At 70.2% G+C, this 26,006-nt stretch carries 31 protein-coding genes and 1 pseudogene; 20 read left to right on the top strand and 12 right to left on the bottom strand.

The features are described 5' to 3' along the window. The first annotated feature begins 474 nt into the window (after nt 1-474). On the top strand, nt 475-1,398 hold the full coding sequence (locus tag JIG36_RS33600; protein WP_236048657.1) for a hypothetical protein: 924 nt from the start codon (nt 475-477) through the stop codon (nt 1,396-1,398). Between the two features lie 223 nt (nt 1,399-1,621). On the opposite strand, the gene JIG36_RS33595 is transcribed toward JIG36_RS33600, so the two are convergent. Both JIG36_RS33595 and JIG36_RS54345 read right to left on the bottom strand, forming a co-directional pair. Beyond that, nucleotides 1,622-2,179, bottom strand: a complete 558-nt coding sequence (locus tag JIG36_RS33595; RefSeq protein ID WP_203380433.1) for a dihydrofolate reductase family protein — start codon at nt 2,177-2,179, stop codon at nt 1,622-1,624. A gap of 11 nt (nt 2,180-2,190) precedes the next feature. Beyond that, a complete protein-coding gene (locus JIG36_RS54345) occupies nt 2,191-2,820 on the bottom strand; it encodes a TetR/AcrR family transcriptional regulator (protein ID WP_203380432.1) in 630 nt (209 codons plus the stop codon). 56 nt (nt 2,821-2,876) lie between these two features. Here JIG36_RS54345 and JIG36_RS33585 point away from each other — a divergent pair, with 56 nt between their 5' ends. The 3 genes from JIG36_RS33585 (at nt 2,877) to JIG36_RS33575 (ending at nt 5,575) form a co-directional block, all read left to right on the top strand. After that, nucleotides 2,877-3,755, top strand: coding sequence for a ketopantoate reductase family protein (locus JIG36_RS33585; protein ID WP_203380431.1), 879 nt, complete (start codon nt 2,877-2,879; stop codon nt 3,753-3,755). Nucleotides 3,756-3,941: 186 nt separating this feature from the next. Further along, entirely contained in the window at nt 3,942-4,721 is a 780-nt protein-coding gene (locus JIG36_RS33580) for a cutinase family protein (protein WP_203380430.1), read from the top strand. Nucleotides 4,722-4,825: 104 nt separating this feature from the next. Then, nucleotides 4,826-5,575: a hypothetical protein gene (locus JIG36_RS33575; protein WP_203380429.1), complete on the top strand. Its 750-nt coding sequence runs from the start codon at nt 4,826-4,828 to the stop codon at nt 5,573-5,575. Nucleotides 5,576-5,616: 41 nt separating this feature from the next. Here the strand turns inward: JIG36_RS33575 and JIG36_RS33570 are convergent, their stop codons facing one another. Then, complete coding sequence (locus tag JIG36_RS33570; protein WP_203380428.1) at nt 5,617-7,131, bottom strand: M28 family metallopeptidase; 1,515 nt, start codon at nt 7,129-7,131, stop codon at nt 5,617-5,619. A 251-nt stretch (nt 7,132-7,382) separates the two neighbouring features. Between JIG36_RS33570 and JIG36_RS33565 the strand changes: the two genes are divergently transcribed. After that, nucleotides 7,383-7,649, top strand: coding sequence for a hypothetical protein (locus tag JIG36_RS33565; RefSeq protein ID WP_203380427.1), 267 nt, complete (start codon nt 7,383-7,385; stop codon nt 7,647-7,649). Between the two features lie 107 nt (nt 7,650-7,756). Here JIG36_RS33565 and JIG36_RS33560 read toward each other — a convergent pair whose 3' ends face one another. The 6 genes from JIG36_RS33560 to JIG36_RS33535 form a co-directional block, all read right to left on the bottom strand. After that, the gene (locus tag JIG36_RS33560; protein WP_203380426.1) at nt 7,757-8,491 is read right to left on the bottom strand and encodes a phosphotransferase enzyme family protein; all 735 of its coding nucleotides are present in this window, start codon (nt 8,489-8,491) and stop codon (nt 7,757-7,759) included. A gap of 10 nt (nt 8,492-8,501) precedes the next feature. Further along, nucleotides 8,502-9,371 (bottom strand): NADP-dependent oxidoreductase, encoded by an 870-nt coding sequence (locus JIG36_RS33555; protein ID WP_203380425.1) that lies wholly within the window; start codon nt 9,369-9,371, stop codon nt 8,502-8,504. Next, nucleotides 9,368-9,961, bottom strand: a complete 594-nt coding sequence (locus tag JIG36_RS33550) for a TetR/AcrR family transcriptional regulator (protein ID WP_203380424.1) — start codon at nt 9,959-9,961, stop codon at nt 9,368-9,370. Before JIG36_RS33550 ends, JIG36_RS33555 begins: the two co-directional genes overlap by 4 nt. Nucleotides 9,962-10,339: 378 nt before the next feature. Continuing rightward, nucleotides 10,340-10,522, bottom strand: a complete 183-nt coding sequence (locus tag JIG36_RS33545) for a hypothetical protein (RefSeq protein WP_203380423.1) — start codon at nt 10,520-10,522, stop codon at nt 10,340-10,342. Further along, on the bottom strand, nt 10,519-11,325 hold the full coding sequence (locus JIG36_RS33540) for a hypothetical protein (protein WP_203380422.1): 807 nt from the start codon (nt 11,323-11,325) through the stop codon (nt 10,519-10,521). The genes JIG36_RS33545 and JIG36_RS33540 overlap by 4 nt, the downstream gene beginning before the upstream one ends. Nucleotides 11,326-11,387: 62 nt before the next feature. After that, a complete protein-coding gene (locus JIG36_RS33535) occupies nt 11,388-12,065 on the bottom strand; it encodes an NUDIX domain-containing protein (RefSeq protein ID WP_203380421.1) in 678 nt (225 codons plus the stop codon). Between the two features lie 58 nt (nt 12,066-12,123). On the opposite strand from JIG36_RS33535, the gene JIG36_RS33530 reads away from it, so the two are divergent. From JIG36_RS33530 to JIG36_RS33520, 3 genes are read left to right on the top strand one after another with little or no spacing between them, the layout of a single operon-like run. Beyond that, nucleotides 12,124-12,861 (top strand): DeoR/GlpR family DNA-binding transcription regulator, encoded by a 738-nt coding sequence (locus JIG36_RS33530; RefSeq protein ID WP_203380420.1) that lies wholly within the window; start codon nt 12,124-12,126, stop codon nt 12,859-12,861. Nucleotides 12,862-12,908: 47 nt separating this feature from the next. Next, complete coding sequence (locus JIG36_RS33525) at nt 12,909-13,958, top strand: alpha/beta hydrolase family protein (protein WP_203380419.1); 1,050 nt, start codon at nt 12,909-12,911, stop codon at nt 13,956-13,958. Nucleotides 13,959-13,962: 4 nt separating this feature from the next. Continuing rightward, nucleotides 13,963-14,325: a hypothetical protein gene (locus JIG36_RS33520; protein ID WP_203380418.1), complete on the top strand. Its 363-nt coding sequence runs from the start codon at nt 13,963-13,965 to the stop codon at nt 14,323-14,325. 160 nt (nt 14,326-14,485) lie between these two features. Here the strand turns inward: JIG36_RS33520 and JIG36_RS33515 are convergent, their stop codons facing one another. Further along, entirely contained in the window at nt 14,486-14,797 is a 312-nt protein-coding gene (locus tag JIG36_RS33515; protein WP_203380417.1) for a ribosomal protein L7/L12, read from the bottom strand. A gap of 4 nt (nt 14,798-14,801) precedes the next feature. Beyond that, complete coding sequence (locus JIG36_RS33510; RefSeq protein WP_203380416.1) at nt 14,802-15,233, bottom strand: MarR family winged helix-turn-helix transcriptional regulator; 432 nt, start codon at nt 15,231-15,233, stop codon at nt 14,802-14,804. A 62-nt stretch (nt 15,234-15,295) separates the two neighbouring features. Between JIG36_RS33510 and JIG36_RS33505 the strand changes: the two genes are divergently transcribed. From JIG36_RS33505 to JIG36_RS33470, 8 genes are all read left to right on the top strand, one after another. Further along, complete coding sequence (locus JIG36_RS33505) at nt 15,296-15,649, top strand: VOC family protein (protein ID WP_203380415.1); 354 nt, start codon at nt 15,296-15,298, stop codon at nt 15,647-15,649. Next, nucleotides 15,636-16,052, top strand: coding sequence for an EVE domain-containing protein (locus JIG36_RS33500; RefSeq protein WP_203380414.1), 417 nt, complete (start codon nt 15,636-15,638; stop codon nt 16,050-16,052). Before JIG36_RS33505 ends, JIG36_RS33500 begins: the two co-directional genes overlap by 14 nt. 33 nt (nt 16,053-16,085) lie before the next feature. Continuing rightward, the gene (locus tag JIG36_RS33495; RefSeq protein ID WP_203380413.1) at nt 16,086-16,499 is read left to right on the top strand and encodes a PPOX class F420-dependent oxidoreductase; all 414 of its coding nucleotides are present in this window, start codon (nt 16,086-16,088) and stop codon (nt 16,497-16,499) included. 109 nt (nt 16,500-16,608) lie between these two features. Beyond that, nucleotides 16,609-17,724, top strand: a complete 1,116-nt coding sequence (gene ald / locus JIG36_RS33490) for an alanine dehydrogenase (protein WP_203380412.1) — start codon at nt 16,609-16,611, stop codon at nt 17,722-17,724. Next, nucleotides 17,634-18,632, top strand: a complete 999-nt coding sequence (locus JIG36_RS33485; protein ID WP_203380450.1) for a site-specific tyrosine recombinase XerD — start codon at nt 17,634-17,636, stop codon at nt 18,630-18,632. The genes ald and JIG36_RS33485 overlap by 91 nt, the downstream gene beginning before the upstream one ends. A gap of 114 nt (nt 18,633-18,746) precedes the next feature. Then, complete coding sequence (locus tag JIG36_RS33480; protein WP_184948925.1) at nt 18,747-19,679, top strand: ParA family protein; 933 nt, start codon at nt 18,747-18,749, stop codon at nt 19,677-19,679. 7 nt (nt 19,680-19,686) lie between these two features. Beyond that, complete coding sequence (locus JIG36_RS33475) at nt 19,687-20,355, top strand: M50 family metallopeptidase (protein WP_203380411.1); 669 nt, start codon at nt 19,687-19,689, stop codon at nt 20,353-20,355. A 113-nt stretch (nt 20,356-20,468) separates the two neighbouring features. Further along, entirely contained in the window at nt 20,469-20,735 is a 267-nt protein-coding gene (locus tag JIG36_RS33470; RefSeq protein WP_203380410.1) for a hypothetical protein, read from the top strand. A gap of 38 nt (nt 20,736-20,773) precedes the next feature. On the opposite strand, the gene JIG36_RS33465 is transcribed toward JIG36_RS33470, so the two are convergent. Then, nucleotides 20,774-21,187 carry a nitroreductase/quinone reductase family protein gene (locus JIG36_RS33465; RefSeq protein WP_203380409.1) on the bottom strand — a complete coding sequence of 138 codons (414 nt, stop codon included), beginning with the start codon at nt 21,185-21,187 and terminating at the stop codon, nt 20,774-20,776. Nucleotides 21,188-21,259: 72 nt separating this feature from the next. Here JIG36_RS33465 and JIG36_RS33460 point away from each other — a divergent pair, with 72 nt between their 5' ends. The 4 genes and pseudogenes from JIG36_RS33460 (at nt 21,260) to JIG36_RS33445 (ending at nt 25,996) form a co-directional block, all read left to right on the top strand. Beyond that, a complete protein-coding gene (locus JIG36_RS33460) occupies nt 21,260-21,856 on the top strand; it encodes a GyrI-like domain-containing protein (protein WP_203380408.1) in 597 nt (198 codons plus the stop codon). A 282-nt stretch (nt 21,857-22,138) separates the two neighbouring features. Beyond that, a pseudogene (locus JIG36_RS33455) lies at nt 22,139-22,949 on the top strand (segregation and condensation protein A); the annotation flags it as partial. Between the two features lie 1,522 nt (nt 22,950-24,471). Beyond that, nucleotides 24,472-25,272 (top strand): SMC-Scp complex subunit ScpB, encoded by an 801-nt coding sequence (scpB, locus tag JIG36_RS52530; protein WP_438870779.1) that lies wholly within the window; start codon nt 24,472-24,474, stop codon nt 25,270-25,272. Next, nucleotides 25,241-25,996: a pseudouridine synthase gene (locus tag JIG36_RS33445; RefSeq protein ID WP_203380406.1), complete on the top strand. Its 756-nt coding sequence runs from the start codon at nt 25,241-25,243 to the stop codon at nt 25,994-25,996. Before scpB ends, JIG36_RS33445 begins: the two co-directional genes overlap by 32 nt. Nucleotides 25,997-26,006: the final 10 nt, after the last annotated feature.

Genomic DNA, 26,006 nt, shown 5'->3' with positions numbered 1-26,006 from the left:
GGCCGGCGGCGTGGCGACTCGCGGGCTCCGCGGGGCCGGCGGCGTGGCGACTCGCGGGCTCCGCGGGGCCGGCGGCGTGGCGACTCGCGGGCTCCGCGGGGCCGGCGGCGTGGCGACTCGCGGGCTCCGCGGGGCCGGCGGCGTGGCGACTCGCGGGCTCGGTGGGGCCCGGCGGCGTGGCGACTCACCGATCCCGGTTGCGGGCCGGCTGGACCGTCGGCCGGGGGAGGTTCGGGGCCCGTTCGGCTCGGTGTGTCTGCGTCTCGGCGGCGGGGGCGGGAGTCGGACTCGTCCGGATCGGTGGATTGGGGCCAATTTTCAAGATTTTCTAGCAGGGCCCTGACCTGGGGTTTTGTGGTTGTGGCGGCGCGATATCGGGGGCGTGGCCGGGAGGGCGGTTGAACCGGGCGGCGGTCGGGACCCGTACTGGCCCGCAGCACCGGTGACATCGACGTCCAACGACGAGGAGTGGTCATGAGGTCCCGCAAGTACCGACGTCCCAGCGAGGGAAACCGGCGGAAGACGATCGGCGCGGTCGCCGTGGCCGGCGTGGTTGTCGCCTTGGGCGTGACCGGCGTTCAGCTGGCCTCGGCGAGCACCGAGACCAAGGCCGTGGACCTGGTGACTGTGGACGGTCAGCAGTTCGACGTGGCGAACTGCGCCGACGTGCAGGTCAACGCGGGCGCCGTGATCTGTGACGGCGAAGAGCTCGCGCCGGTCGAGCAGCAGGCCCCCGGCGACGCGGCCATCGCTTCGGCGGCGGCGCTCGAGGCGGCCTGTGACACGTTCGCGGCCGACGCGGCGGCGGCTGCGGGCGGTGCGGGCGACGAGGCCGGCGCCGGCGATGAGGCGGGTGCGGGCGAGGAAGCGGCGGCTGGTTCCCCCGCGGCCAAGGCCAAGAACCGGGCCCTGGCCAAGAAGTACGTCAAGTCGCTGCGCGAGCGCGCGGCCGGCAAGGGCGCGAAGGCCGGCGCGGCCGGTAAGGGCGCGGCGGGCAAGGGCGAGGAAGCCGGCGCCGGTGAAGAAGCTGGTGCGGGCGAAGAAGCCGGCGCGGGCGAGGCCGGCGCGGGTGAGGCCGGTCAGGGCGAGGACGCCGGTGCCGGCGCCGCGGCCGACGCGGCGGCCAAGGCCGTGACGTCCGCTCAGCAGAGCTTCCTGCAGGCCTGCCTGGCGCTGGCCGACGCGAAGGCCGTAGTGGCCGGCGCCGGTGGCGACGCGGGCCAGGGCGAGGACGCGGGCCAGGGCGAGGACGCGGGCGCCGGTGAGGAAGCCGGTCAGGGCGGCGAGGACGCCGGAGCCGGCGAGGAAGCGGGCGCGGGCGACGAGGCCGGAGCCGGTGAGGAAGCCGGTGCGGGCGAAGAGTCCGGTGCCGAGGGCGCAGCCCCCGCGAAGAAGTAGCACATCCCAGAACGGCGGCGGTGTGGGGACGATCCCGGCCCACACCGCCGCTTTTTTGTCTCCCGACGGAAACAGGTCTGTCGCCGTATCAGTCCTCGACCGCGCGCTGGAAAACCCTCGGTGAGGCGGAGCCGACGAGGTGGGTGGTGTCGACGGCGGCCTAAGGTGCTGGGGCAGCGGCGCCAACGGCTGGTTGGGCACCGGCTGCCCGCGGCGTGGGGGATCAGCTTGCGCGGCGGTAGTGCATGGCCACCGTGCCGTTGTCGAGGGGCTGCGCCGAGAGCAGCTCGAGGCGGCGCGTGGCGGGCAGTCCGCCCTGGTACAGCGTCGGGCCGTGGCCGGCGATCATGGGGTGGACGAGCAGGCGGTATTCGTCGATCAGGTCCAGCCGGTCGAGTTCGGTCGCTAGTTTGCCGCTGCCGAGCAGAACCCCGTCCGGGGTCGTGTCCTTGAGCTTCTGTACGCCCTCGCGCAGGTCACCGGCGATGTGGTGGCTGTTGGTCCACGGGAAGTCCGTGCGCGTCGACGAGACCACGTATTTGGGCTTGGCCTCCAGAGCGACCGCCCACTCGCGGAGGGCCGGCGGCGCCTCCTGGTCGCCGCGGGCGACGGCCGGCCAGAAGCTCTCCATCATCTCGTAGGTGACCCGGCCCCACAGCATCGCGCCGCTCTCGTGCATGAGCCGGGTGAAGTAGGCGTGCGTCTCGTCGTCGGCGATCCCCTCCTGGTGGTCGACGCAACCGTCCAGGGTGACGTTGAGGCTGAAGACGAGGGCTCCCATGGCTCGCGACTCTAGTTTGCCCGAGGCTCGGAAGGTGGTGCGCTCATGGCTGCGGCCAGGAAAGTGATCGCCCAGCGCCGGGCCGGTTCGGGGGCGTCGGTGGGCGCGGGGGTCTGGTTGTGCCGGTCCACGCGGTCCACGGCGGCCACGGCCAGGATTCCGCGGATCCGGAACCACAGCTCGTCCTGGGTCAGGTCGGGCCGGGCACGCGTGAAGGCAGCCACGTAGCGGTCGCGGAGGGTGTTCTCGGCGGAGCCGGTCCAGCTGCGCATCTCCTCGGACGGGTCGCCGAAGATGCGCACGATCAGGCGCGACGTGCGGGCGCCGCCCTCGTCGCCGGTGCGCATGGCGTCGAACAGCGGGCCCGCGAACGCCTCGACCAGGTCGGCGACCGGTGGCTCGGGGGATCGGGCGAGCAGGCGGTCGAGCCCGGCGAGCTGTTCGGTGGTGATGGGCTCGATCACCCGGCGGACCACCGCGGTCAGCAGCTCGGCCTTGGAGCCGAAGTGGTAGCCGACCGCGGCCAGGTTGGCGCCGGCCAGGTCGGTGATCGCGCGGACCGAGGTGCCGCTGAAGCCGCGCTCGGCGAAGAGGCGTTCGGCCGCGTCGAGGAGCTGGGTTCGGGTGTCGGGGGTGGCCACGACAACCTATCCTAACGTACGTTTGATTAAAACGAACGTTTGAATGAGGGTGCGGGATGAAACTGCTCGTGTACGGCGCCGGTGTGTGCGGGAGTCTGTTCGCGGCCCGGCTGCACGAGGCGGGCCACGATGTCTCGCTTCTGGCCCGGGGCCAGCGGCTGGCTGCCCTCCGGGAGCACGGCGTGCGACTCGTCGAGGGGGACAGCGCCGTCGTCCGGCGGGTGCCGGTGCCGGTGGTCGAGCGCCCGGGAGGTGCGTACGACCTGATCGCCGTTTTTGTCCGCGCCCACCAGGTGGAGCCGGTGCTGCACGCGCTGGCCGACGTCGACGGCGACGTGTTGTTCCTGGTCAACTGGGCGGCCGGGGCCGAGCCGCTGGGTGCGGTGATCGGCCGTGAGCGGGTGCTGCTCGGCTTCCCGCCGGACGGCGGCGTCATGGACGGTGACGTGGTCCGCTACCGCACGCCCAATCTGATGACCCGGCGGGTGCCGATGCCGATCGGTGAACCCGGCGGCTCCACGAGCCCGCGACTCGAACGGATCGTGCGGACGGTGCGCGCCGCGGGGATCAACGCCAAGGCCGAGCCGCGGATGGAGGCCTGGCTCCGCACGCACGCGGCGTTCGCGGTGCCGCTCGGGCAGGCGGTGATCGCGGCCGGCGGACCGCGGGTGCTCGCCGACGATCCCGGCGCGATCCGGGAGATGGTCCGGGTGATGCGGCGGAACCTGGCCGCCCTGCCGGGGGCGACGGTCCCGGGCGGGTTCGCCGCGATCCGGACCCTGCCGGAGGGGTTGCTCGTGGCCGTGCTGCGGCGCTTTCTGCGGAGCCGGACGGTGGCGCACAGCGGCCTCGACAACGCCTCGCCGGCCACGGAGGCGGCCGAGCTCGAGCGGGTGGCCGAGCAGATGCGAGCCTGGACGGGGGCCCAGATCTAGCGCCGCCGCCCGTCCGGGACGCGCTCCCGGCGGAATCCTGAGATGGCCGTCTCAGGGCTCTGAGCTGCGGAAACGTTCCTGGGGTCGGAGCGCGGTAAATCAGCACTGCCAGTGCCAGAACCGGGGTCGCTGTCTCCGCCGTACCGGTTGATGCAAGGCCGGCTACGAGTCAAGGGGATGGTGGTAATGGCAAAACGACGTGTGGGGGCGAACCGGGCCGCGGGACGGCGGACGCGACGCCTGGTGGCGGTCGGGATCAGTGCGGTTGTCGTGGCGGCGGGCGCGGTGGTCACGCCTCAGGCCTTTGCCGGTACGGCGTCCGGCAGCTCGGCGACCTCCAGCGGCTCCTTCTTCCAGCGGCTGCGGGAACGGTTCGCCCAGAACGACGGCCAGGCCGGTGGCGGCAACGCGGCCGGGTGCTCCGATGTGGAACTGGTCTTCGCGCGGGGCACCGGCGAACCGCAGGGGCTGGGCATCGTGGGCCGGCCACTGGCGCAGGCCCTGGGCGGTGAGCTCTCCGGTCGTACGGTGGGCTCGTTCGCCGTTGTCTATGACGCCGCCTCCAATCAGCGCAGCGCGGGGCCGGGCGCGACCAACATGACCGAGCACATCGAGCAGGTCGCGCAGAGCTGCCCGGAGACGCAGTTCGTGATCGGCGGCTATTCGCAGGGCGCCACGGTCACCGACATCGCCATCGGCATCCGGGGCGTCGGGACGCAGGGCAAGGCCATTCCGGCCGACCTGCGGTCGCGTGTGGCCGCCGTGGTCGTCTACGGCAATCCGCTGGGTATCCGCCGGCAGACGATCGCGCAGGCGGCGCCGGAGTTCGCGGGCAAGGCGATCGAGTTCTGCAACAACGGCGACCCGGTCTGCGGCGGCGGGAACAACTTCGCGGCCCACCTCGCGTACAACCGGAACGGCACCGTGGGGCGCGGGGCCGAGTTCGCGGCCGGGAAGATCGGCTGACGAAGCGCCTGGGCCTGTCTGGTGGATCACGTCGCAGCCCTCGAGATCGACCAGATAGGCCTGGGGTCGGCGCGGCCCTGGAAGGCATGCTCTACCTTGGCGGCGTGATGGCCGTCGCGACTGTGGCGTTCTGCGTGGGGGGCCTGCTCGTCGGGGGCTCCGGCATCTTCTTCCTCCTGAACCTCGGGGACCTGCGGGCGCTGCGAACCATGCGGCGGGTCGCGGTGGTTCCGGCTGCGAACCCGGGCGGTGGGCGGGTCGCGTTCGAGGGCCGCACCGAATACGGGCCGGCCGGTCGGCAGTTCGCGCCGGTGAGCGGGCAGGACAGCGCCTGGTTCCACGTGCGGCTCATCCGCGAGCCGACACGCCAGTTCGCGACCGGGGACGGGCCCGACTACGACGTGCTGCTCGACTTCTCGTCGCCGGACGGGTTCGCGCTGGCCGACCACAGTGGACGGGCGCCGGTCGATCCGGCGATCCTCGGCTACCCGTTCTTCACCGAGCCCCGCGTACACGTGGAGACCACGGTCGTACACCGCAAATCGGCTCCTCGGACCCTGCCGCCGGTGGTGCTGCGCGAGATCGTGGACGACGTGCGCAAGAACGAACGGCTCACGCTCACCGAGACCCGGGTGCCGCGTGGCGTGGCGGTGTATGCGCTCGGCCGGATGAGCGGCGGGAAGCTGACCAAAAGCCGTACGGGAGTGACTGTCTTCTCCACCGATAGCCGGGAGCGGGTCATCGCGGCGCGGCAGGCCGACATCTCGCTCGGCATCCGGCTGACGCTCGGCTCGGCCGTCACCGGATTGGTGCTCGCCGGGGCCGGAGTGGGATACCTGACAATGCTGGCTTGAGAGCGCGGGGTGACGGCGAGTGCCATCACCCCGCGTACGTCTCAGGCCTTGGTGATCTTGACGTTGTCGACGGCCGCCTCCACGAGCGACGCGGTCGACAGGTCGGCCGCCTCCACGCTCAGGCGGATCGTCTGGCCGGCGAACGAGGACAGGTTGACCGAGCCGGTCGCCCAGGCCGCGGCCCGGTTCGACGCCGCCCCGGCCTGGGTGAACACCGTGGTCGTGGTGCTGCCCGAGATCACCCGGACGCGGAAGTAGTCGGCGCTGGACGCGTTGTTCAGGTGCGCCAGATACCAGTCGAAGCTCAGCGTCAACGTGCCCGTGGGCAGCGTGATCGACGGCGAGACGATCGTCGTGGTGCCGCCGTCGACGTCGTTGGCGCCCGCACTGGATCCCGCGGTCGCCCCGGTGACCAGGTCGTACGTGCCGCCCGCGGCGTTGCCGAGCTGGGTCGCCACGCCCGAACTGGTGGCCGCCGGGTCGCCGCGCTCGAACCGGCCCGACGTGGCGGTGTCGGCCGTGCCCGCGGTCCAGCCGGTCGCCGTCTCGAAGCCGTCGGAGTAGACGGTCGTGCCGGTCGGCGGTTCCGTGGTGCCGCCGTCGGCCAGCGTCCAGACCGCGTACGCGATGGCGTCCGAGTTCCGGTCGAGCGCGGTGTCGTTGATGTTGGCCGTGGTGTCGCAGGACGCGTGGTAGCACGGGTCGAACGTCGTGGCCGTGCCACCCCACAGCTGCACCTGGGCGGCGGTCTTGCGGCCCTCGGCGCCGGTGAAGATGCCGCCGGCCGGGATGCCGTTCGCGATGAACGGACCGTAGTCGCTGCGCCCGTCGAAGTCGGTGCCGCGGGTCGGCACGCCGATCGACGTGAAGTAGTCGGCCAGCGTCTGCTCGATCTGCGCCGAACCGGCCGGGCCGGGACCCGAGCCGGTGCCGTCGGAGTTGTCACCGTCGTACAGGAAATAGCCGGGGTTGGGTGATCCGACCATGTCGAAGTTGAGATAGCCGGTGATCTCGCGCTTCTGCGCGGTCGTGAGCGAATTGACGTACGCGGTCGACCCCCGCAGCCCCAGCTCCTCCGCGCCCCACCAGCCGAAACGCAGGTGCCGGTCGGGCTGGAAGCCGGTGCGCGCGACGGCCAGGGCGACCTCGAGGTTCGCGGCCGAGCCGGAGCCGTTGTCGTTGATGCCCGGGCCGGCCGTGACGCTGTCCAGGTGCCCGCCGATCATCAGCGTGTCCGCGGTGTCGCCGCCCGGCCAGTCCGCGATCAGGTTGTAGCCGGTCGCGCCGTTGTAGGTGAACGACTGCTGGCGCGTGGTGTAGCCGGCCGCGTCGAGCAGATTCTTCACGTACGTCACCGAGGCCAGATAACCGGGCCGGCCGTGCGCGCGATTGCCACCGTTGGCCGTGGCGATGTTCTGCAATTGCGTGAGGTGCGCCTTGACGTTGGTGACGGAGATGTCGGGCGCGGCCAGGATGTTGTTCGGTGCGGCCTGGGCCGGGGCGGTGGCCAGCCCTAACGCCAGTGCGGCGACGCCGAGGACGAGGGGTGCTCGCACGAAGATCCTCCGTGGGCTCGGGAGTGTGTGCTCGCGAGCATGTCAGCGGCATCGATTCATGCACTCATCCCAATCAATACATACCAACAACGATGACGTACGGCTCGTCGACCCGGCAAACCGCACTCGGGCCGAACTCCGCCTTCGGCGGCTGCCGCGCGCGATGTGCGTGAGTAGTGCGGCCGTAGCGCGCGACCGGGATGTTCCCGGTGGTACCGCAGGGCGTGCGCCCGGACGCTAGGGTTCGTCCCGTGCAGCTGGAACTCTGGTACGTCGTCATCGCCGTAGCCCTTGCCGGCGTGGTCGTGTGGGGCTTCCGGGCGTCACAGTGGAGGACGCTGGCTGTGCTGGCCGCCCTCCTCCTAGTCGTGAGTGGGTGGCTGTTCTTCACTCTGGTGCTGGACGAGACGTACGTCGAATCCGACCTGAACAGCCGGCTGGACGACGTGGTGTTGATCGGGCTGCCGGCCCTCGCCGGAATCGCCCTCGGAGTCCTGGCGTTCCGCCGCCGCGCCTGAACGGCCTGGCTCCCCGCCGTTGCTCCGCCGCGCCTGAACGGTCTGGCTCCCCGCCGTTGCTCCGCCGCGCCTGAACGGTCTGGACCTCCGCCGTTGCGCGGCCGTGCCTAAACGGCTCGGACCTTAGCCAGTCGCCTGACCGCGTAGTCGTCGTCCCAGCAGACGGCGGCTTCCCACGCGGCCGACGCCTGTGCGGCGATGTCGTGGGCGTGGTCGTCGAGCCCGGCCGCGTTGCCCGGCAGCACGAGGTCGAGGTCGGGGACGTCGACGTGGGCCTCGTCCCAGTCGATCAGCGCCACTCGCTCGGCGGTCATGCGGATGTTGGACGGGTTGGTGGGGTTGCCGTGCACGACACACGTCGGACGCCCGGCCAACCGCGCCCACGCCGCCCGGCAGCGGGCCACGCTCTCGGGCGGCATCGCGCCGAGGTCGACCTTCGTGCCGGTCTCGGTGTGCAGCAGGTCGGCCGACGACCGCCAGCCCGGACGCTGCGGCCGGCCGCGGGTCAGCCGGTGCACTTCGCGGAGCGTGGCGGCCACACGTCTCCAGTCGGCCGGTGTCTCGGGCGGGCCACCCTCCAGATAGGTCATGACCACCAGACCACCGGCGAACAGCCGGCCGTCCGTGGTGGGGATCGGCACCGGAACGGTCAGGCCCGCGCCGTCGAGGTCGCGCATGAGCTCGGTCTCCCAAGCCAGGTCGGCGTCGCTCCTCGTGCCCAGCCGGCCGACTGCGAGGCGGCCGTCGATGCGTACGCTCCACACGTCGTTGGCCACGCCACCCGTGAGCCGTTCCACCCGGGTGACGTCGTCACCCCACTGCCCCAATGCTTCCCAGCCCATCGGTCACACACTACGGGCGGAGCACGATGCGCCCGTGGAGTTTGCGGTCGGCCAGGGCCCGGTAGGCGTCCTGCACGGCGGTGAGGGGATAGGTCGCGGCGATGGGGATGTGCAGGTCGCCGGCCGCGGCGAGGGCGGCCAGTTCGGCCAGGGCCGCGGTGCCACCGGCGTCGGTCGTCCCGAGCGCCTTGACGCCCTTCACTTTCGCCCCCTGATAGTCGACGACCGTGTCGATGCGGTCCTTGGCGACGCCGAGGTCGAGAGCGAGGTCGATGTAGTCCCCGCCGACGGCGTCGATGAACGCGTCGACCCGCGCGGCCGTGGCGCGGATCCGTTCCTGTTCACCGTCGCCGTACCGGACCGGGGTGATGCCGTGCTCCCGGAGCAGGTCGAAGTGGGCGGTGCTGGTCAGCCCGATCACCGTCGCTCCGGCGCGGACCGCGAGCTGGGCGGCGGTGAATCCGACGCCACCGGACGCGCCCGAGATGACGATGGTCTCGCCCGGCCGGGGTTCGACCGCCCGGACGGCGCCGAGGCCGGCCATGGGTGTGGTGTAGAGCGAGCCCGCCACGTCCCAGGGGAGGGCGGGCGGCTTGCGGACGAGCTGGGCGGCGGGGACGGCCACGAGCTCGGCGTGGGCGTCCCAGCTCTGGAGCCAGCCCAGAACCGCGTCACCGGCCTCCGCACCGGTGACGACCTCTCCGGCGAGGTCGCGGCCCGGCGTGTACGAACTGCCGTGCAGTGCCGGCAGCGACCCCGGGTTGAGAGCGCCGGCCTTGACCCGGACGAGGACTTCGCCCGGGCCGGGCACGGGTTCGGGTACGTCGGCGAGATAGATCCCGTCGATACCGGCGAAGCGGTCGTAGCGCACTGCTTTCATGGTGTCTCCCGTGTGCTGAGTAGCGGCATGAGGATGTCGTCGACCAGGTGCGCGGCGAAGGCGTCGTCACACGGCTCGCCCACAACCACGACGCGGTGCACGATCACCGCCGGGGCGACCTCGGCGAAGAGTGCGGCCGCCCCCGGTGCCAGTTGTTCGGCCACCTGACGGACGAGCCCGCTCGTCATGGCGGTCTCGTCGCGCCGCAGGATCCGGCGCATCTCCTGGGCGAGCCGCGGGTCGTGACGCATGCCGGCGAACAGAGCCCCGAGCAGCCCCACTTCCTGCTCGGCGATGCTGCGCGCGAGCCACGCCACCAGGGCGAAGACGTTCTCGCGGAAGTCCTCGCCGGTCGGCTGCGGCGGCTCGGCGGGCGAGCGCTGCTCAACCGCGGCAGCGACGAGCGCGGCCTTGTCGGGGTAGCGGCGGTAGATCGTGGTCTTGGCTGCACCGGAACGGCTGGCGACCGCCTCGATCGACATTTGCTCGTAGCCCACCTCGGTCAGCAGCGACAACGTCGCATCGAGAATGACCAGGTCACGTCCAGAATCTCGCGGCCTCCCAGTAACCGTCACCGACTGTTCCTCCATTTCCGCTACGCTACCGTTGCGTATCGAAAGTAGCTCCGGATTCCTCGATCCGCCAACCGGCTCATCTGACAACCGCCCCGATTGAGGTCGCGCCGCGCGCAAGCACGAGGTCGATCAGGATTTCGTGAGTACGCACCCTGATCCGCTCGACAACGCGCCGAGCGACCAGCGAGCCGATCAGCAGCGCTCCCGATGAGGGGCCACGCGCAACGACCGCTCCGCTCAGCCACCAGCGGCCAGCGCAATCGGCCAACTCAATGCCAGCATCAATCTCCAGCAACGGCGGAACGCACGTGACAAGACAGCCGGGCGCGGCCGAACGAGCTGTTGCGTCCGTCCGGCCCTGCCGTCAACCGATCTTGCTTTCTCGAGCAGGAATCAAGCGCGGCTACGGCTCGGATTCGTCGGCAGAAACTGGAGGTAGTGCTGCAGCAAGGCGATGTCGCCCGGTCGTTTACGGCTCGTGCGCGAATCCCACGCGGCCGTGACCACCCCGGAAACCGCCGCCTTGATGATCGCGTCGCGCGGCTCCATCCAATGGCTGAGCCCGAGCGCGGTCACCGCACCGACGACGAACGACTTGCCGCCGCTCTGCGCCCGCGCCAGAGCCGCGACTTCCTGATCTTCGCTTGGAGCTGGTCCGAGCCGTCGCGCAACCTCTCGCCGACGACTTCGGCGGCGGTTCCGGTCGTCAGCAGGTCCCGGCTGCGCAGGGTCGGGACCTCCAGACGGGCGGTGCGTAGATCATGTCGCCAGGCGGCGAACTCGTCGCCTGGCCGGACGGTGATCAGGTCCTTGGCGGTCAGCGTCAGATCGGTGACGCCGACATTGGCCAGCTCGGCGAGTACCGCGGCCTCGTCGGCGCGGGCGCGCGGCCAGTTGCCGGTCCATGGCAACGCCTTGCGGCCTTGCTGCAGGTAGGTCGTCCATGCGGTCGCGACCGCCGGATCCGAACTGAGCAGCTGCAGCAGATGCCGGTGATAGCGGAACGGCAGATAGAGGTCGAGTGAGCTGCCGTGATGAGCGCTCAACTCGGCCGACAGCATGATGTCGTGCGCTCCGTGTCTGACGACGCGTTCGAAGACGTCTCGCTGCTCCGCGATCCGCTCGGCCGCGGCAGTCCCTTGCAGCCCTTCTACCTCAGCGGCGAGGTCGAGGAGATCCCCGCGATCGACCACCTCTTCCACGACTCGTCCCTCTGCGGAGAGCAGCTCCGTTGTCAGGTCGGCTCCCAGCAGATTGGTGGATACGAGGACCACCGCGCCTGATTCAACGAGCGGCCGCAGATAGGAAACGAAGAGCGCGTAATTGCGAAGGCGCTCGACGACATCGCGGTGGAACGATTCGCCGGCGCTGTACGGCAAGAGGTCAGCCAGGTGGCGCCACGGCTACTCACCACTTAGCCGGGACCTCCTGAATTTGATCTTTATGCCTTTCCGCTTCGGAACGGGCCCTGTAACGCTGCCCACTGGAGAAGCATGATCGTCTTTGCGTCGGCGATGCGGCCGTCTGTGATTGCGGCCAGGGCGTCGTCGAAGTCGAACTCGGCGGCCTCGATGTCCTCGCCCTCGTCGGCCACGCCGCCGCCGGGACCCGTACGGTCGGCGGCCGTGTAGGGCGCGGCGTAGAAGTGCAGCCGCTCGGTGACCGAACCCGGGCTCATCCACACGCCGAAAACGTGCTCGAGCTCGCCGACCGTGATGCCCAGTTCCTCGGCGGTCTCACGCCGGATCGCGCTGGCCGGATCGTCGTCGTCGAGCAGGCCGGCGGCGGCCTCGACCAGCATCCCGTCGGGGTGGCCGTTGACGTAGGCGGGGTAGCGGAACTGGCGCGTGAGCAGCACCGTCCGGCGCGCGACGTCGTACAGCAGGATCGTCGCGCCGTCGCCCCGGTCGTACGTCTCGCGCTGCTCGGTGGTCCAGCGGCCGTCGCGGTGGCGGTAGTCGTAGGTCGTCCGGCGGAGGACATGCCACGCGGTCGCGAGCAGTTCGACGTCGCGGATCACCACGTCGGGGTTGCCGGTCAGGTCGCGGCCGGCCTGGTCGAGGCCGGTGCGGCCGCGGTGATCGGGGAGGTCGAGTCCGGGGGTGCCGAGGTCGGTCATGGCGCGTACGCTACTCAGCAAACGCGTAACAGTCGACAACAATGAGGAGAAACACGTAATGCTGCCCGCCGAGCGCCGCGACCTCCTGCTCGAACGGCTCCACGCCGAGGGCAAGCTCGTGGTCACCGACATCGCCTTCGAACTGGGCATCGCCGAGGACAACATCCGCCGCGACCTGCGCGAACTCGCCGCCGCGGGCCTGCTGCAGAGGGTGTACGGCGGTGCGTTGCCCCCGGCACCGGCGGCCGTCGACTACGCGACCCGCACCACGGTTTCGCCCGATTCCAAACGCCGGGTCGCCGCCGCGGCCGCCGCGCTGATCCGGCCCGGCGCCACGGTCCTGCTCGACGGCGGCACGACAGCACTGGCCGTGGTCAAGGCCCTGCCGCTCGACCTGGAGGCCACGATCGTCACCCACAGCGTCACCGTGGCGGCCGCGCTGATCGAGCACCCGACGGTCGAGGTGCTGGTGCTCGGCGGCCGCCTGTTCAAGCACTCGGCCGTCGCCTCGGGTGCGATCACGGCCGAGGCGGCCCGCACCGTGCACGCCGACCTGTTTCTGCTCGGGGTCACCGGCGTACATCCGAAAGCGGGTCTGACCACCGGAGATCCCGACGAGGCAGCCATGAAACGCACACTCGCGACCCGGGCCGCCGAGACCTATGTTCTGGCCAGCGCCGAAAAGATCAACACCGCTTCCCCGTACGTGGTGATGCCGTTGACCGAGGTGAGCGGCGTGATCACCGACGTTGCCGACGTCGGCGACCTCGATGTGACGATCATCCGGGCGACTTAGGGGATGCCCTGGATGTGCCCGCCGCGCCCGGCCGCCAGGGTGGACACATGAGCGTCCTCACCGTCGCCGTCACCGCCGCGTCCCTGTTGGTGGCACCCGCCGCGACCTTGGAACTGCCCGCGCCCACCGGCCCGTACGCGGTCGGCATGGTCAACCGGCACCTCGTCGACCGGTCCCGCGCCGACCCGTGGGTGCCCGAACGCCGGCGCGAGCTGATGGTGTCGATCTGGTACCCGGCGGTGCGCGGCGACGGCCCGGCCAGCCAGTACGTGACACCGGCGGAGTCCGCGCTCATCCTGGAACGGCAGAACGTCACCGGCGTGCCACCCGCGATCCTGAGCACCACCGTCACCCACTCGCGCCCCGGTGCGGTGCCGCTGCCGCAGCAGAACCGTCGCCCGCTGGTCGTGCTCTCGCCCGGTTTCACGCTGCCGCGCTCGTCGCTGACCGGCCTCGCCGAAGACCTGGCCAGCCGCGGCTACGTGGTCGCGGGCATCGACCACACCTACGAGTCGGCCGCGGTCACGTTCCCCGACGGCCGGATCGCCGAGTGCCTGATGTGCGGCCGCGCCGACGGTCCGAAGATCACCTCTTCCCGCGTACGGGACGTGCGGTTCGTCCTCGACGCCCTGCGCGGAGGTTACGACCCGAAACGGATCGCCGTTGTCGGCCACTCGCTGGGCGGTTCGGCGGCGTCGGCCGCGATGGTCGCCGACCGCCGCATCGACGTCGGCGTCAACCTCGACGGCACGATCCAGATCCCGCTTCCGGCCCGCGGCCTGGACCGCCCGTTCGTCCTGATCGGCAACGAGGAGCACGGCGTGCCCGGCGACGACACCACGTGGACCGGCGCCTGGCCAAGGCTGACCGGCTGGAAGCGCTGGCTGTCGGTCACCGGCACCACCCACTTGTCGTTCACCGACTTCGCCCCGCTGGGCGACCAGGCCGGCCTCCCCATCCAGCCCCTGGACGGCGCCCGCAGCATGCAGATCACCCGCACGTACGTCGCCGCCACGCTCGACAAGCACCTGCGAGCCGCGCCCGGACCGTTGCCGCGCTGTCCCGAGGTGGTCTTCCGGAACCCGTCCTACCGTTGACCTCATGAAGCAGTTCCGCCGAGACGCCGGTCCGGGCCAGTCCGCGTACGGTCTCGAGGTCCTGGCGGCCGAGGTGGCCCGCTTGGCCGCACTGATCGGAGTCACCCAGCCCGACGTGCTCACTTTCGAGCCCAACAATGACGGCCGCCCCTGGCTTTTGGTCGACGCCGACGGTGTCTACCACTGGGTGGTCGCCGACGAGGATCGCCCGACCACTGCGCGCGACGACGTCCTGTACTGGTCGTTCGCCGCCGCGGTGGCCGCGACCACGCCGAACGGGGCCGACCAGATCGACCTGTTGCGTGGGCTCGACCCGCGCTGGGCCGAGCGCCGAGCCCGCGAGTTGTCCGGCGAAGACTCGAGCTGAGACCGCGCGAGCCCGCCGCCGACGCCGCACCAAGGTCAACGTCAACAACAGGGGCCCGCCCTACCGGGGGACCCCCGCCCTCGGCCATTTTATCGAGTGGGGGCGATCTTCGAGACGCCGGAAGACGCCCCCTGTGGACAGGCCGGAATTGTGGATAACCTCAGCCGAGGCCTCGGTCGCGGGCCAGGCGCTCCACGGCGTCCTTCGCCTCGGCCAGGCCGGCGCCCGTGCGCTCGCGGTAGACCTTGATCGCCTGGATCTTCTCGCCCCGCATCAGGTGGGCCAGCACCTGCGCGTCCTCGGCCGGCGACGGCTCCTCGATGCCCAGATGGGCCATGACGGCGTCCAGCTTGCGCTCGATCGCCGCCAGGCGGGCCGCCTTCTGGCCGGTGCGCTGGGCCCGGTTCGAGGCCACAACCAGGCTGAAGCCGACGACGGCGATGACGATGGCGACCACGTACCCGAAATCCATACGTTCATCGAATCAGCTCGTCCACGCAGGAGCGCAACAGGCGGCGCATCTGGTTCTGCTCGTCGGGCGACATGCCGCTGAGCATGGTTTCCTCCACGGCCCGGACGGCGCTGCTCGCCGAGGCCAGCTGGCGACGACCGGCCTCGGTCAGCGTGGTCGGCAGCACCCGCCCGGACGGGGCGCGTTCGGGGCGCGTGACCAGGCCGTCGCGTTCCAGGGCCTGCAGCAGCACGTTCATCGACTGGCGGGTCACGAACGTGCCCCGGGCCAGCTCGGAGTTGGACAGGCCGGGCCGCTGGGACAGCAGCTCCAGGCACGAGTAGTGCGTGATCGTCATGCCGAGTGGCCGCAGCACCGCCTCCATCGCGTTGTGCAGCGCGCTCGACGCCATCTTCAGCAGGTAGCCCACCGATGTGTCCAGCTCCACTTGACCCATGTCAGTATCCTGACATACTCTTGGGCATGTCAGTCAACTGACATCGACTACGAGGAGCAGAAATGCCGGTCATCGGTCCCGACTTCGTCTCCCTTCAGGTGCGCGACATCGAGCGTTCCGCCGCCTTCTACGAGCAGCACCTGGGCCTGCAGCGCCGCCCGGGCCCGCCGCATGCGGTCGTCTTCGACACCAAACCCATCGCTTTCGCCGTACGGGACCTGGTCGCCGGCCCGATCGAGCAGCCCGGCCGCGGCATGGCCCTCTGGCTGCACGCCCCCGACGCCCAGCAGATCCACGACGACCTGGTCGCGGCGGGTGTGACGATCGTTTCCGCGCCGGTCGACGGGCCGTTCGGGCGTACGTTCACGTTCGCCGACCCCGACGGATACGAGGTGACGCTGCATGACCGCGCCTGAGCGGTTCTGGGTCAGCACGGCCAGCCTCGACCACGTCGAAGGGGCCGTCGCGGGCGGGTTCACGCAGGCCGACCACGGCGCGAACACCCGTCTGCGGCGGCTGCGGCCCGGTGATCACATCGTCTTCTATTCACCTCGCACGACCATGACAACCGGCGATCCCGTACGGCGTTTCACCGCGCTCGCCGTGGTCACCGGCACCGAGCCCTACCAGGCCGAGACCGGGCACTGGCGCCTCGCCTGCGAGTTCGAGCCGGTGACCGCGGTCGACGTCAAGCCGCTGGCCGGCGAGCTCTCGTTCATCCCGGACGCCGCGCACTGGGGCTACCCGTTCCGCCGGGGCCTGTTCGGAATTCCGGAAGCCGACTTCGCGACGATCGCCGCCCGTATGCGCCAGGGTTGACCTCAACATTGGTTGAAGTTGCAGCATCACCGGATGAGTTTCTCCGAGAGCGAGCTCGCCTACCTGGCCGGTCAGCCGCTGGGCCGGCTGGCCACCCTGCGCACCGACGGCACCCTGCAGAACAGCCCGGTCGGTTTCCGTCACAACCCGCGCACCGGCACCATCGACATCGCCGGGCACCACATGGCCGACAGTCACAAGTTCCGCAACGTCGCCGCCACGGCCCAGGTCGCCTTTGTCGTCGACGACGTCCCGTCGACCAACCCGTGGCGGGTGCGCTGCATCGAGATTCGCGGCACCGCCGAGGCGCTCGAGACCCCGGCCGATTCCGCGTACGGGTCCGGCGCGCCGATCATCCGGATTCATCCGCGCCGGATCCTCAGCTTCGGTCTCGATCAGCCCGACATCGACGCCCACGCGCTGACCGTCGACGCTCGCAACGTCTGAAGCGGACATACCAGACATTGAACCGGGTAGTCTTCGTCGGGGCGGGCCCGGCGAAGGAGGGGCCGGCCTGGGACGTCACTCAGCGTTGAGAAAGGACGGTGTCGGCTCGATGAAGGTCGGCATTCCCAGCGAGGTCAAGAACAACGAATTCCGGGTCGCCATCACCCCGGCCGGCGTGTACGAGTTCCGCCGGGCCGGGCACGAGGTGCTGGTTCAGGCGGGTGCCGGCGCCGGGTCGTCGATCACCGACGGAGACTACGTGGCCGCCGGTGCGACGATCCTGCCCACGGCCGGCGACGTGTGGGGCGCGGCCGAGCTCATCCTCAAGGTCAAGGAACCGATCGCCGAGGAGTACCCGCGTATGCGGCCCGGCCAGGTGCTCTTCACCTATCTGCACCTGGCCGCGTCCAAGGAGTGCACCGACGCGCTCCTCGACCGCAAGGTCACCGGCATCGCGTACGAGACGGTCGAACTTCCCGACCGCTCGCTTCCCCTGCTGGCCCCGATGAGCGAGGTCGCCGGCCGCCTCGCCCCGCAGGTGGGGGCCTATCACATGATGCGCTCGGGCGGCGGGCGCGGCGTTCTGATGGGTGGCGTCCCGGGTGTGTACGCGGCCAAGGTCGTGGTCATCGGCGCCGGCGTCTCCGGCATGAACGCGGCCGCGATCGCGCTCGGCATGCAGGCCGAGATCCTCGTGCTCGACCGCAACATCGCCCGGTTGCGCGCCGCCGACGCCGACTACCGGGGCCACCTGCAGACTGTGGCCTCCAACGCGTACGAGATCGAGAAGGCGGTGCTCGACGCCGACCTGGTCATCGGGGCCGTGCTGGTGCCCGGGGCGAAGGCGCCCAACCTGGTGCCCAACGAGCTGGTGGCGCGGATGAAGCCGGGCAGCGTGCTGGTCGACATCTCGATCGACCAGGGCGGCTGCTTCGAGGACTCGCGGCCCACCACCCACGCCGACCCCGTCTACAAGGTGCACGAATCGCTGTTCTACTGCGTCGCCAACATGCCGGGCGCGGTGCCGCACACGAGCACCTACGCGCTGACCAACGTCACCCTGCCGTACGCTCTCGAACTGGCCAACCTCGGCTGGCGCGACGCCCTGAAGGCCGACCACGCGCTCGGCCTCGGATTGAACACCCACGACGGGCACGTCACGTACGGGCCGGTCGCGGAGGCCCACGGCATGCAGGCCCTCGACCTGGCAGAGGTGCTCCACTGACGGTGCAACGCGTGATCGACTCCTACCTCGACCATCTCACCGTCGAGCGTGGGCTGTCGCGCAACACCCTCGCGTCGTACCGGCGCGACCTCGAACGTTATGCGCAGGCGCTCGCCGCGGACGGGATCGACGATCTCGCCGCGGTGGGCTCCGGCCGGATCACCGGGCATCTGGCCACCATGCGCGCCGACGGCCTGTCCACGTCGACGGCGGCCCGTGCGATCAGCGCCGTACGGGGTCTGCACAAGTTCGCGGCGCGCGAGGGGCTGGTCGGCACGGATGTCGCCGCCGAGGTCCGCCCGCCGGCGCCGGCCAAGCGCCTGCCCAAGGCGCTCGACGTCGACCAGGTCACCCGGCTGCTCGACGTGCCCGACGACACGCCGCTCGGCCTGCGTGACAAGGCGCTGCTGGAATTCCTCTACGGCACCGGCGCCCGCATCTCCGAAGCGGTCGGGGCGGCGATCGACGACCTCGACCTCGACGACGAGCCGGCCGCCGTCCTGCACGGCAAGGGCGGCCGCACCCGTCTGGTGCCGGTGGGCGGGTTCGCCAAGGCCGCCTTGGAGGCTTATCTCGTACGGGGGAGACCCGGTCTTGCCTCGAACGGAACCGGAACGCCGGCCATCTTCCTGAACGCGCGCGGCGGACGACTGTCGAGACAGAGCGCGTGGACGATCCTGCACCGCGCCGCCGAAGCGGCCGGCCTCCCGGTCGAGGGACCGCACGCCGTGAGCCCGCACACTCTGCGGCACTCCTACGCCACCCACCTGCTCGACGGCGGCGCCGACGTCCGGGTCGTCCAGGAGCTGCTGGGGCACGCCTCGGTGACCACCACGCAGGTATACACGCTGGTCACGGTGGACCGACTTCGCGAGGTGTACGCGACCGCACACCCCCGCGCTCGTTAGAGACTGCGCACCCATAGATAGCGACACGCCGACAGCTCACCCGAGAACGACGGCGGTCGTGGCGTAGAGTCGGGCATCGGCTCCGGCTGTTCAAGTCGGAAGGGGGCGAGGGTCATGGCGGGCAACGGCGATCGGGCGGAGGCCTGGACCTCTGCGCTCCGGGAGCAGCAGGGATCCATGGACCTGGGCGCTGACCTGGGCCCGGCCGACCCCACGGCGTACACGATGCGCCGTCCCATCCCCGAACCGATGCCGACCGACCGGCACGGTCCGGCACGCATCATCGCCCTCGCCAACCAGAAGGGCGGCGTCGGCAAGACCACCACGACGATCAACCTCGGTGCCGCGCTCGCCGAATACGGCCGCAAGGTGCTGCTGGTCGACTTCGACCCGCAGGGCGCCTGCTCGGTCGGTCTGGGCGTCAACCCGCACAACCTCGACCTGAGCATCTACAACCTGCTCATGCAGGACGACGTCACCGCCGAAGACGTCATCATCAAGACCGACGTGGCCGGCCTGCACCTGCTGCCCGCCAACATCGACCTGTCGGCGGCCGAGATCCAGCTGGTCAACGAGGTCGCCCGCGAGATGGCGCTGGCCCGCGTGCTGCGCTCGGTCCGCAAGGAATACGACTTCATCCTGATCGACTGCCAGCCCTCGCTGGGCCTGCTGGCGATCAACGCGCTCACCATCGCGCACGGCGTGCTCATCCCGCTCGAGTGCGAGTTCTTCTCGCTGCGCGGTGTCGCCCTGCTGCTCGACACGATCGACAAGGTGCGCGAGCGGCTCAACTTCGACCTCGAGCTCGAGGGCATCCTCGCCACCATGTACGACTCGCGCACCACCCACTGCCGCCAGGTGCTGCAGCGCGTGGTCGAGGCGTTCGGCGACAAGGTCTACCAGACCGTCATCACCAAGACCGTCAAGTTCCCCGAGTCCACCGTGGCCGGCGCGCCGATCCTGACGCTCGACCCGGCCTCCTCGGGCGCCCGCAACTACCGCCAGCTCGCCCGCGAGGTCATCGCCGCCAAGGCCGAGCGCGGCTGACCGTCCTGTGCTCTTCGCTCTCGGTGAGCCGGTGGCGTTCGTCGCGCTGGTCGTCTCGTTCCTGCTCGCGATCGTGTTGCGTGCCGTCGCCATCCGCCTGACCGCCCGCACCCTGGGCCTGGCCGACCGACGCGACTCGATCGCACCCCAGCTGCGCGAAGACATCGACCCGTTCGGCGGCGTCGCGGCCGCGATCGGCGGCATGGGCTGGGGCAAGATGCTCTCGGTGGACGACGTGCCTCGCTACCAGGGCCGCGGCAAGGCCATCGCGGTGTTCGCGGCCGGGCCGGTCGTCTGCATCCTGGCCTCGCAACTGCTCCTGCTGACGTACGCCCTGACGTTCCCCGACAATCCCCTGTCGTTTATCGGACCGGCCGACGTCCTGCTCGGCATCGGGCTTCCGATCCCGCACCAGGTGCTGCTGTCGCTGGCCGTGGGGCTGCTCTGCTTCGGCATCCTGGCCCTGATCCCGATCCCGCCGCTCGACGGCTTCGGCATCCTCTACAACGCCGTGAGCAAGCCTGGCCAGGGACTTCAGTGGATGCGACTGTGGTTCGAGGACAAGAACATCGGCGTCCTCGTCCTTCTTGTCCTGTGCATCTTCCCCTTCGGAATGCCGTTCCTGCTGCAGATCCTCAACGCACTAGGGCTGGTGTTCGTCAGGGTGTGGGGGTAACCCCCGGATTCGTGCCTCAGGGGGAAACCTGGAGGCGATCTGTAGCGCGGAGGGCGCACTCTGTAGCCATCAGTTCATTCGCTTCGTTCGTTCCGCCACCGGAGATGATCGAGATGCGCAGCCAGTTGCTCGCCGCCCGCGCCGCCGCCCTGTTCGCCAGCGACCTGCCGGCCGGATCCCGGCCCAGCGCCGAGGTCGTGGAAACCGCCATCACCCGGGCCGTCCGCTACAACGGCGGAACCCGTGGTTGTGTGGCCGCTCTCGCCGCCGCCTACGGCGACTACCCCGAGACCGCATGCGCCCGGATGCGCTGGGCGAGAAGCGTTGTCAAGACCACCTATGAACGTTCCGACACGGCCGAGATGGCGTTGGCCGCTTGACGGTCGGGGCCACGCCCGATGGCGCGGCCCCTTTCACGTCAACGGGGGCTGATCACGACGACCGGGAACTTGCGGTCGGTCTTGGTCTCGTAGTCGGCGGCGTCCGGCCAGTAGGCCCGCCACACGCCGTACAGACGCTCCCAGTTCTCGTCGCCCGGGCGGACCACTTTCTGGTCGGCCTTCAGCGTCTCGGAGCCGAGCTCGATGGTGACGGGGCCGTCGAGGGCCTCCAGGTTCGGGATCCACTGCGGGTCCTGCGGCGCGCCTCCCGCGCTGCCACACAGGATGTAGGTGTCGCCGTCCGGCGCCGCGACCAGCGGATTGATGGTCACCTTGCCGGTCTTGCGGCCGGGCGTGTGCAGCAGGAGGGTCTTCTTGCCCTCCCAGTGCCCGCCGAGCACGCCGTCGTTGGCGCGGAAGTTCTCGATGACTGTGTCATTGAACGAAGCCATTGCCCAAGATTAGTTGACAGCGAAAATTCTTACATGGACTGTGATCATTTTCGCCTGTGACAGGATCTCGGCATGGCGGATCCCGGCTCCGGCCCCGGCAAGGTCGACTTCAAGAAGACGATCCCGGCGTACCGCGCCCGCCGCGGCTTCGACCTGATCGACGTGCCCGACCTGCAATACCTCATGGTCGACGGGCACGGCGACCCCAACACCGGCGTGTTCACCGAGGCCGTCGAGGCGCTCTACCCGGTGGCGTACAAGCTGAAGTTCGCCAGCAAGAAGACCCTGGGCCGCGACTACGTGGTGATGCCGCTCGAGGGTCTGTGGTGGGCCGACGACATGGACTCCTTCACCGCCGCCCGCGACAAGTCACAGTGGCACTGGACGCTCATGATCATGGTCCCGGAGTGGATCGGCGCCGAGATGGTCGCTTCGGTCGCCACGCCCGGCGTCCGGCTGGAGACGCTGTCCGAGGGGCGGTGCGTGCAGACGTTGCACGTCGGCTCCTACGACGACGAGGCCGGGGTGCTCGACGAGATGCACAGGTCGTTCATTCCCTCGTACGGGCTCCGGATGACCGGCAAGCACCACGAGATCTACCTGAGTGATCGTCGCAAGACCGAACCCGCCAAGCTCCGTACGATCCTCAGGCAGCCCGTCCTCCCGTGACCGCTCCTCTCGGCTGCCCTATTTGTACTTGTTTGGTGGCAGTCACCGTCTCGCCGGTTATGCGTTGATCATCTGGAGCGATGGGAGTGACCTGTGAGGCGGGAGCAGGTTGTCGGAGCCGTGGTCTACGGTCAGTTCGTGCCTGAAGAGTCGACCCACCCGTCCGCGCCCGACGCGCCGCCGGTCCCCGAGGCGTCACCGCCCGCGGGCGAGGGCGCGCCGGTCAACGGTGACGGCGTTGTGCTCGACGCCGGGGGCAATCCGGTCAAGGGCGACGGCGTTGTGCTCGATGCTGAGGGCAATCCGGTCGACGAGAGCAAATTCCTCGTACGGCTCGACAACTTCACCGGCCCGTTCGACCTGCTGCTGCAGCTCATCGGCAAGCACAAGCTCGACGTCACCGAGGTCGCGCTGCACCAGGTCACCGACGACTTCATCGCGTACATCCGCGCCATGGGGGACGACTGGGATCTCGGTGAGGCCAGCGAGTTCCTGCTGGTCGCGGCCACCCTGCTCGACCTGAAAGCGGCCCGGCTGCTGCCCGCCGCCGACGTCGAGGACGAGGAAGACCTCGCCCTGCTCGAGGCCCGCGACCTGCTGTTCGCCCGGCTCCTGCAATACAAGGCGTACAAAGAGGCCGCGGCCCACATCATGGAGCTCGAGGCCACCGGCCTGCGGCGCTGGCCGCGCATGGTGGCGATGGAGCCGCGCTACGCCGAGGCGCTGCCCGACCTCGTCCTCGGAATCGGCCCCGAGCGCCTGTTCAAGCTGGCCCTCAAACAATTCGCGCCGAAGCCCGGCCCGCCCCAGGTGTCGATCGCCCACATCCACCAGGTGCGGGTGAGCGTCCGCGAACACGCGGCCCTGCTGCGTGACCGCCTGCGCCGCGCCGGGCAGGCCACGTTCAGCCTGCTGGTCGCCGACTGCGACAACACGCTCGAGGTGGTGGCCCGCTTCCTGGCGTTGCTGGAGCTCTACCGCGAGGGCCTGATCGACTTCGAGCAGCCGGTGTCCCTGGAAGAGATGACGGTCCGCTGGATCGGCGGTGACAGTCCCGATGCCGAGCTCGACATCGACGACTACGAGGGCAGCCAGCCCGAGCCCGACACCGCCGCGATGGAGCCCGACGAGGCCTTGGAAGCAGCCCAGGCCGGTTCCGAGGCCGACCCGGACGACGACGATTCCGAGGCCGGCCCGAACGGTGGTGGCGTTGACTTGGGCGGCGATGGGTCTGGGGCCGGCCCGAATGGTGGCCGCTTTGACCTCGACGACGACCTGGACGACGACGAGTTCGATGCCGAGCTGGATCTCATCGACGTCGGCGACAACGCCGGCTTGCCGGAAGACTTTGATCGTCTCGGCCGGTCGACCGAGTCCGGCCTGAGTGACGGCTCCGTTCTCACCACCGATGATCGAGATGCCGTGCGGCACGCCGGCGAGCTGAATGACGACGTCGAGTCGGCCGACAGCCTGGCCGGGACAGATGGCCGTGACGGTGCCGATGGCGGCCCGCGGGCTGTTCTCGACCGCGACGACGGCGGGCACGGGGCTGAAGTGGGCAGCGGCGACGGCGGGCACGGGGCTGAAGTGGGCAGCGGCGACGGCGGGCCCGGTTTGCCGGTGGGCCGGGGTGAGGGTGCCGGGGCGTCGGAAACGGGTATGTCGGGGGATCGGGAGTCTTCGGCCCGAGTTGACGGGCGTGATGATCTTGGTGGGGCGGACGAGGACGCGGAGGAACGATCGTGAGCAGCGACGAGCGGCAGGACTCACTTGCGGCGCAGGCGGCCGCCTGGGTGCCGCCGTGGGAACGCGCCCCGCGGCCTCCCGATCGGGACTTCCAGGCGAAGGCCGAGTCCGAGGCGCGCGCTGAGCAGGGGAGCGACGACGCGGCCGGGGATCGTGTTCCGGGAGACGCCAGGCCTGCGGTGGGCGCGCCGGACGACGATGACTCGATCGATGAGGCCGGCCTCTCCGCAGACGACGACGATTTTGATCCCGCGTTCGAGGGGGCCGATCCGCCTGCTCAGTCGTCCGAGGCTGACGAGCCCGCCGCGCGCGACGAGCCTGCGGGTGGCGACTCGGCGGAGGAACCTGCGCTCAGTGAGCCGGGGGACGAGACGGCCGGCGTCGATGTGGCCGTGGATGAGCCGGAGCGGGAAGCCGTCGATGTTGCTCCGGGGCCTGAGCTGGTGCTTCCGGAGCCGATCGAGGAAGCTGCGGACGCCGCCGATGCCAGGGAGCCGGGGGCGCCGGTCGATGCGCCCCTGCCGCCGGACGGGGATGACGCGGGGGACGTGTTCGACGCGGCCGCCGATGACGATATGAGCGATGACGGTGAGATTGATCTGCCGTTCGCTGACGAGGTTCCGGCGTCCGACCGGGACGACGATGAGGACGACCTCGAGGACGAGGCTGCGGCTGAGCTTGGGCGCGAGGACGACGACGACCTCGACGGTGAGGGCGGCGCTGCGGCTGCTGCGGCCAAGGACGGGGACGACTTCGCGGGCGGGGAAACCGCAGGTGCGAGCGGGACAGGCGCGGACCGCGGCGTAGACGAGGCTGCGGCTGCGCTCGGTCGCGAGGGCGACGATGCTGCGCTTGAGGCCGGGGGGGCGGTGGCTGCGGGCGGGGCTGGTGCGGACGGCGCTGAGCCCGAGAGCGGCAAGGGCGCGGAGCCCGAGAGCGGCAAGAAGGCGTCCGGGGCTGGGCGCAAGGGCGGCAAGAAGGCTGGGGAAGCCGGCGGCGGCTCGGCGCGCGCGGGGAATGTGGCGGTTCCGGGGCAGGTACGCCGTGGGGGCGGGGCTCTGGGGGCGGACGATGAGGCGGACGCGCGTACGGGGGAACTGGAATCTGATCTTCCGGGTTTGACCGAGGACTCGGAGCTGGCGGGGGCTCTCGAGGCGATCATGCTGGTCGTGGATGAGCCGGTGGCCGAGTTGCAGCTGGCGCAGATTCTGGAGCAGCCGACCGAGCGCATCGCGTTGATGTTGGACAACCTGTCGGCGCGGTACACGGCGGCGGGGCACGGGTTCGATCTTCGGCGGGTGGCCGGTGGCTGGCGTCTCTACACACGGCCGGAATATGCGGCGTACGTGGAAAGGTTTGTTCTCGACGGGCAGTCTGTGCGGCTGACCCAGGCGGCGCTGGAGACACTGGCTGTGGTCGCTTACAAGCAGCCGGTGACGCGGTCGCGCATCAGTGCCATCCGCGGTGTGAACTGCGACGGTGTCATGCGTACGCTTGCTACCCGCGGCCTGATCGAGGAATGCGGCACCGAGAGCGAAACCGGGGCACACCTGTATCGCACGACGGGGCTGTTCCTCGAGAAGCTCGGCCTCAACTCGGTCGATCAGCTGCCGCCGCTCGCCCCTTTCCTGCCCGACGATGTGGAAGAAGTGCTCGATGCCACAGGCTGACACCGCCGAACGCCTCCAGAAAGTCCTGGCGGCGGCCGGTGTTGGATCCCGGCGCGCCTGCGAAGACCTGATCTTCAAGCGGCGCGTCACGGTCAACGGCAAGGTCGCCAAGCTCGGCGACAAGGTCGACCCCACCACCGCGGAGATCCTCGTCGACGGGCAGCGGGTGATCGCCAACACCAAGCTCGTCTACCTCGCGCTGAACAAGCCCCGCGGCGTCGTCTCCTCGCTCGACGACGAGAAGGGCCGCACCGAGCTCGCCGACTTCGTGGGCCAGTTCGACGTGCGGCTGCACCACGTGGGCCGGCTCGACGCCGACTCCGAGGGCCTGCTGCTGATCACCAACGACGGCGAGCTGACCAACAAGCTCACCCACCCGCGGTACGAGATCCAGAAGACGTACATGGCCGAGGTCATCAACGGCCCGCTGCCCCGCAACGTCGGCCGCCAGCTGCTGGCCGGCGTCGAGCTCGAGGACGGACCGGCCAAGGCCGACTCGTTCAAGCTGCTGGGCGCGCTCGGCAAGACCGCGCAGGTCGAGATCGTGCTGCACGAGGGCCGCAAGCACATCGTGCGCCGGATGATGGAGGAGGTCGGTCACCCGGTGACGCGCCTGATCCGCACGGCGGTCGGCCCGGTGCGCCTCGGTGACCTGCGGCCGGGCGGTTTCCGCCACCTGTCCAGCGCGGAGGTCGCGGCCCTGTACAAGACGGCCGGCGACTAGTTTTCGTTTG

It is taken from the genome of Paractinoplanes ovalisporus (assembly GCF_016834655.1).
Taxonomy (GTDB): domain Bacteria; phylum Actinomycetota; class Actinomycetes; order Mycobacteriales; family Micromonosporaceae; genus Actinoplanes; species Actinoplanes ovalisporus.
This window is presented reverse-complemented; position numbering and strand designations above follow the sequence as displayed.

Bases quoted from the DNA above. Each gene is read 5' to 3' on its own strand.
- JIG36_RS33600 (WP_236048657.1), top strand. From the start codon at position 475: ATGAGGTCCCGCAAGTACCGACGTCCCAGCGAGGGAAACCGGCGGAAG.
- JIG36_RS33595 (WP_203380433.1), bottom strand. From the start codon at position 2,179: ATGGGAGCCCTCGTCTTCAGCCTCAACGTCACCCTGGACGGTTGCGTC.
- JIG36_RS33585 (WP_203380431.1), top strand. From the start codon at position 2,877: ATGAAACTGCTCGTGTACGGCGCCGGTGTGTGCGGGAGTCTGTTCGCG.
- JIG36_RS33580 (WP_203380430.1), top strand. From the start codon at position 3,942: ATGGCAAAACGACGTGTGGGGGCGAACCGGGCCGCGGGACGGCGGACG.
- JIG36_RS33560 (WP_203380426.1), bottom strand. From the start codon at position 8,491: ATGGGCTGGGAAGCATTGGGGCAGTGGGGTGACGACGTCACCCGGGTG.
- JIG36_RS33555 (WP_203380425.1), bottom strand. From the start codon at position 9,371: ATGAAAGCAGTGCGCTACGACCGCTTCGCCGGTATCGACGGGATCTAT.
- JIG36_RS33550 (WP_203380424.1), bottom strand. From the start codon at position 9,961: ATGGAGGAACAGTCGGTGACGGTTACTGGGAGGCCGCGAGATTCTGGA.
- JIG36_RS33535 (WP_203380421.1), bottom strand. From the start codon at position 12,065: ATGACCGACCTCGGCACCCCCGGACTCGACCTCCCCGATCACCGCGGC.
- JIG36_RS33530 (WP_203380420.1), top strand. From the start codon at position 12,124: ATGCTGCCCGCCGAGCGCCGCGACCTCCTGCTCGAACGGCTCCACGCC.
- JIG36_RS33525 (WP_203380419.1), top strand. From the start codon at position 12,909: ATGAGCGTCCTCACCGTCGCCGTCACCGCCGCGTCCCTGTTGGTGGCA.
- JIG36_RS33520 (WP_203380418.1), top strand. From the start codon at position 13,963: ATGAAGCAGTTCCGCCGAGACGCCGGTCCGGGCCAGTCCGCGTACGGT.
- JIG36_RS33515 (WP_203380417.1), bottom strand. From the start codon at position 14,797: ATGGATTTCGGGTACGTGGTCGCCATCGTCATCGCCGTCGTCGGCTTC.
- JIG36_RS33510 (WP_203380416.1), bottom strand. From the start codon at position 15,233: ATGGGTCAAGTGGAGCTGGACACATCGGTGGGCTACCTGCTGAAGATG.
- JIG36_RS33505 (WP_203380415.1), top strand. From the start codon at position 15,296: ATGCCGGTCATCGGTCCCGACTTCGTCTCCCTTCAGGTGCGCGACATC.
- JIG36_RS33500 (WP_203380414.1), top strand. From the start codon at position 15,636: ATGACCGCGCCTGAGCGGTTCTGGGTCAGCACGGCCAGCCTCGACCAC.
- JIG36_RS33495 (WP_203380413.1), top strand. From the start codon at position 16,086: ATGAGTTTCTCCGAGAGCGAGCTCGCCTACCTGGCCGGTCAGCCGCTG.
- ald (WP_203380412.1), top strand. From the start codon at position 16,609: ATGAAGGTCGGCATTCCCAGCGAGGTCAAGAACAACGAATTCCGGGTC.
- JIG36_RS33480 (WP_184948925.1), top strand. From the start codon at position 18,747: ATGGCGGGCAACGGCGATCGGGCGGAGGCCTGGACCTCTGCGCTCCGG.
- JIG36_RS33470 (WP_203380410.1), top strand. From the start codon at position 20,469: ATGCGCAGCCAGTTGCTCGCCGCCCGCGCCGCCGCCCTGTTCGCCAGC.
- JIG36_RS33465 (WP_203380409.1), bottom strand. From the start codon at position 21,187: ATGGCTTCGTTCAATGACACAGTCATCGAGAACTTCCGCGCCAACGAC.
- JIG36_RS33460 (WP_203380408.1), top strand. From the start codon at position 21,260: ATGGCGGATCCCGGCTCCGGCCCCGGCAAGGTCGACTTCAAGAAGACG.
- JIG36_RS33445 (WP_203380406.1), top strand. From the start codon at position 25,241: ATGTGGAAGAAGTGCTCGATGCCACAGGCTGACACCGCCGAACGCCTC.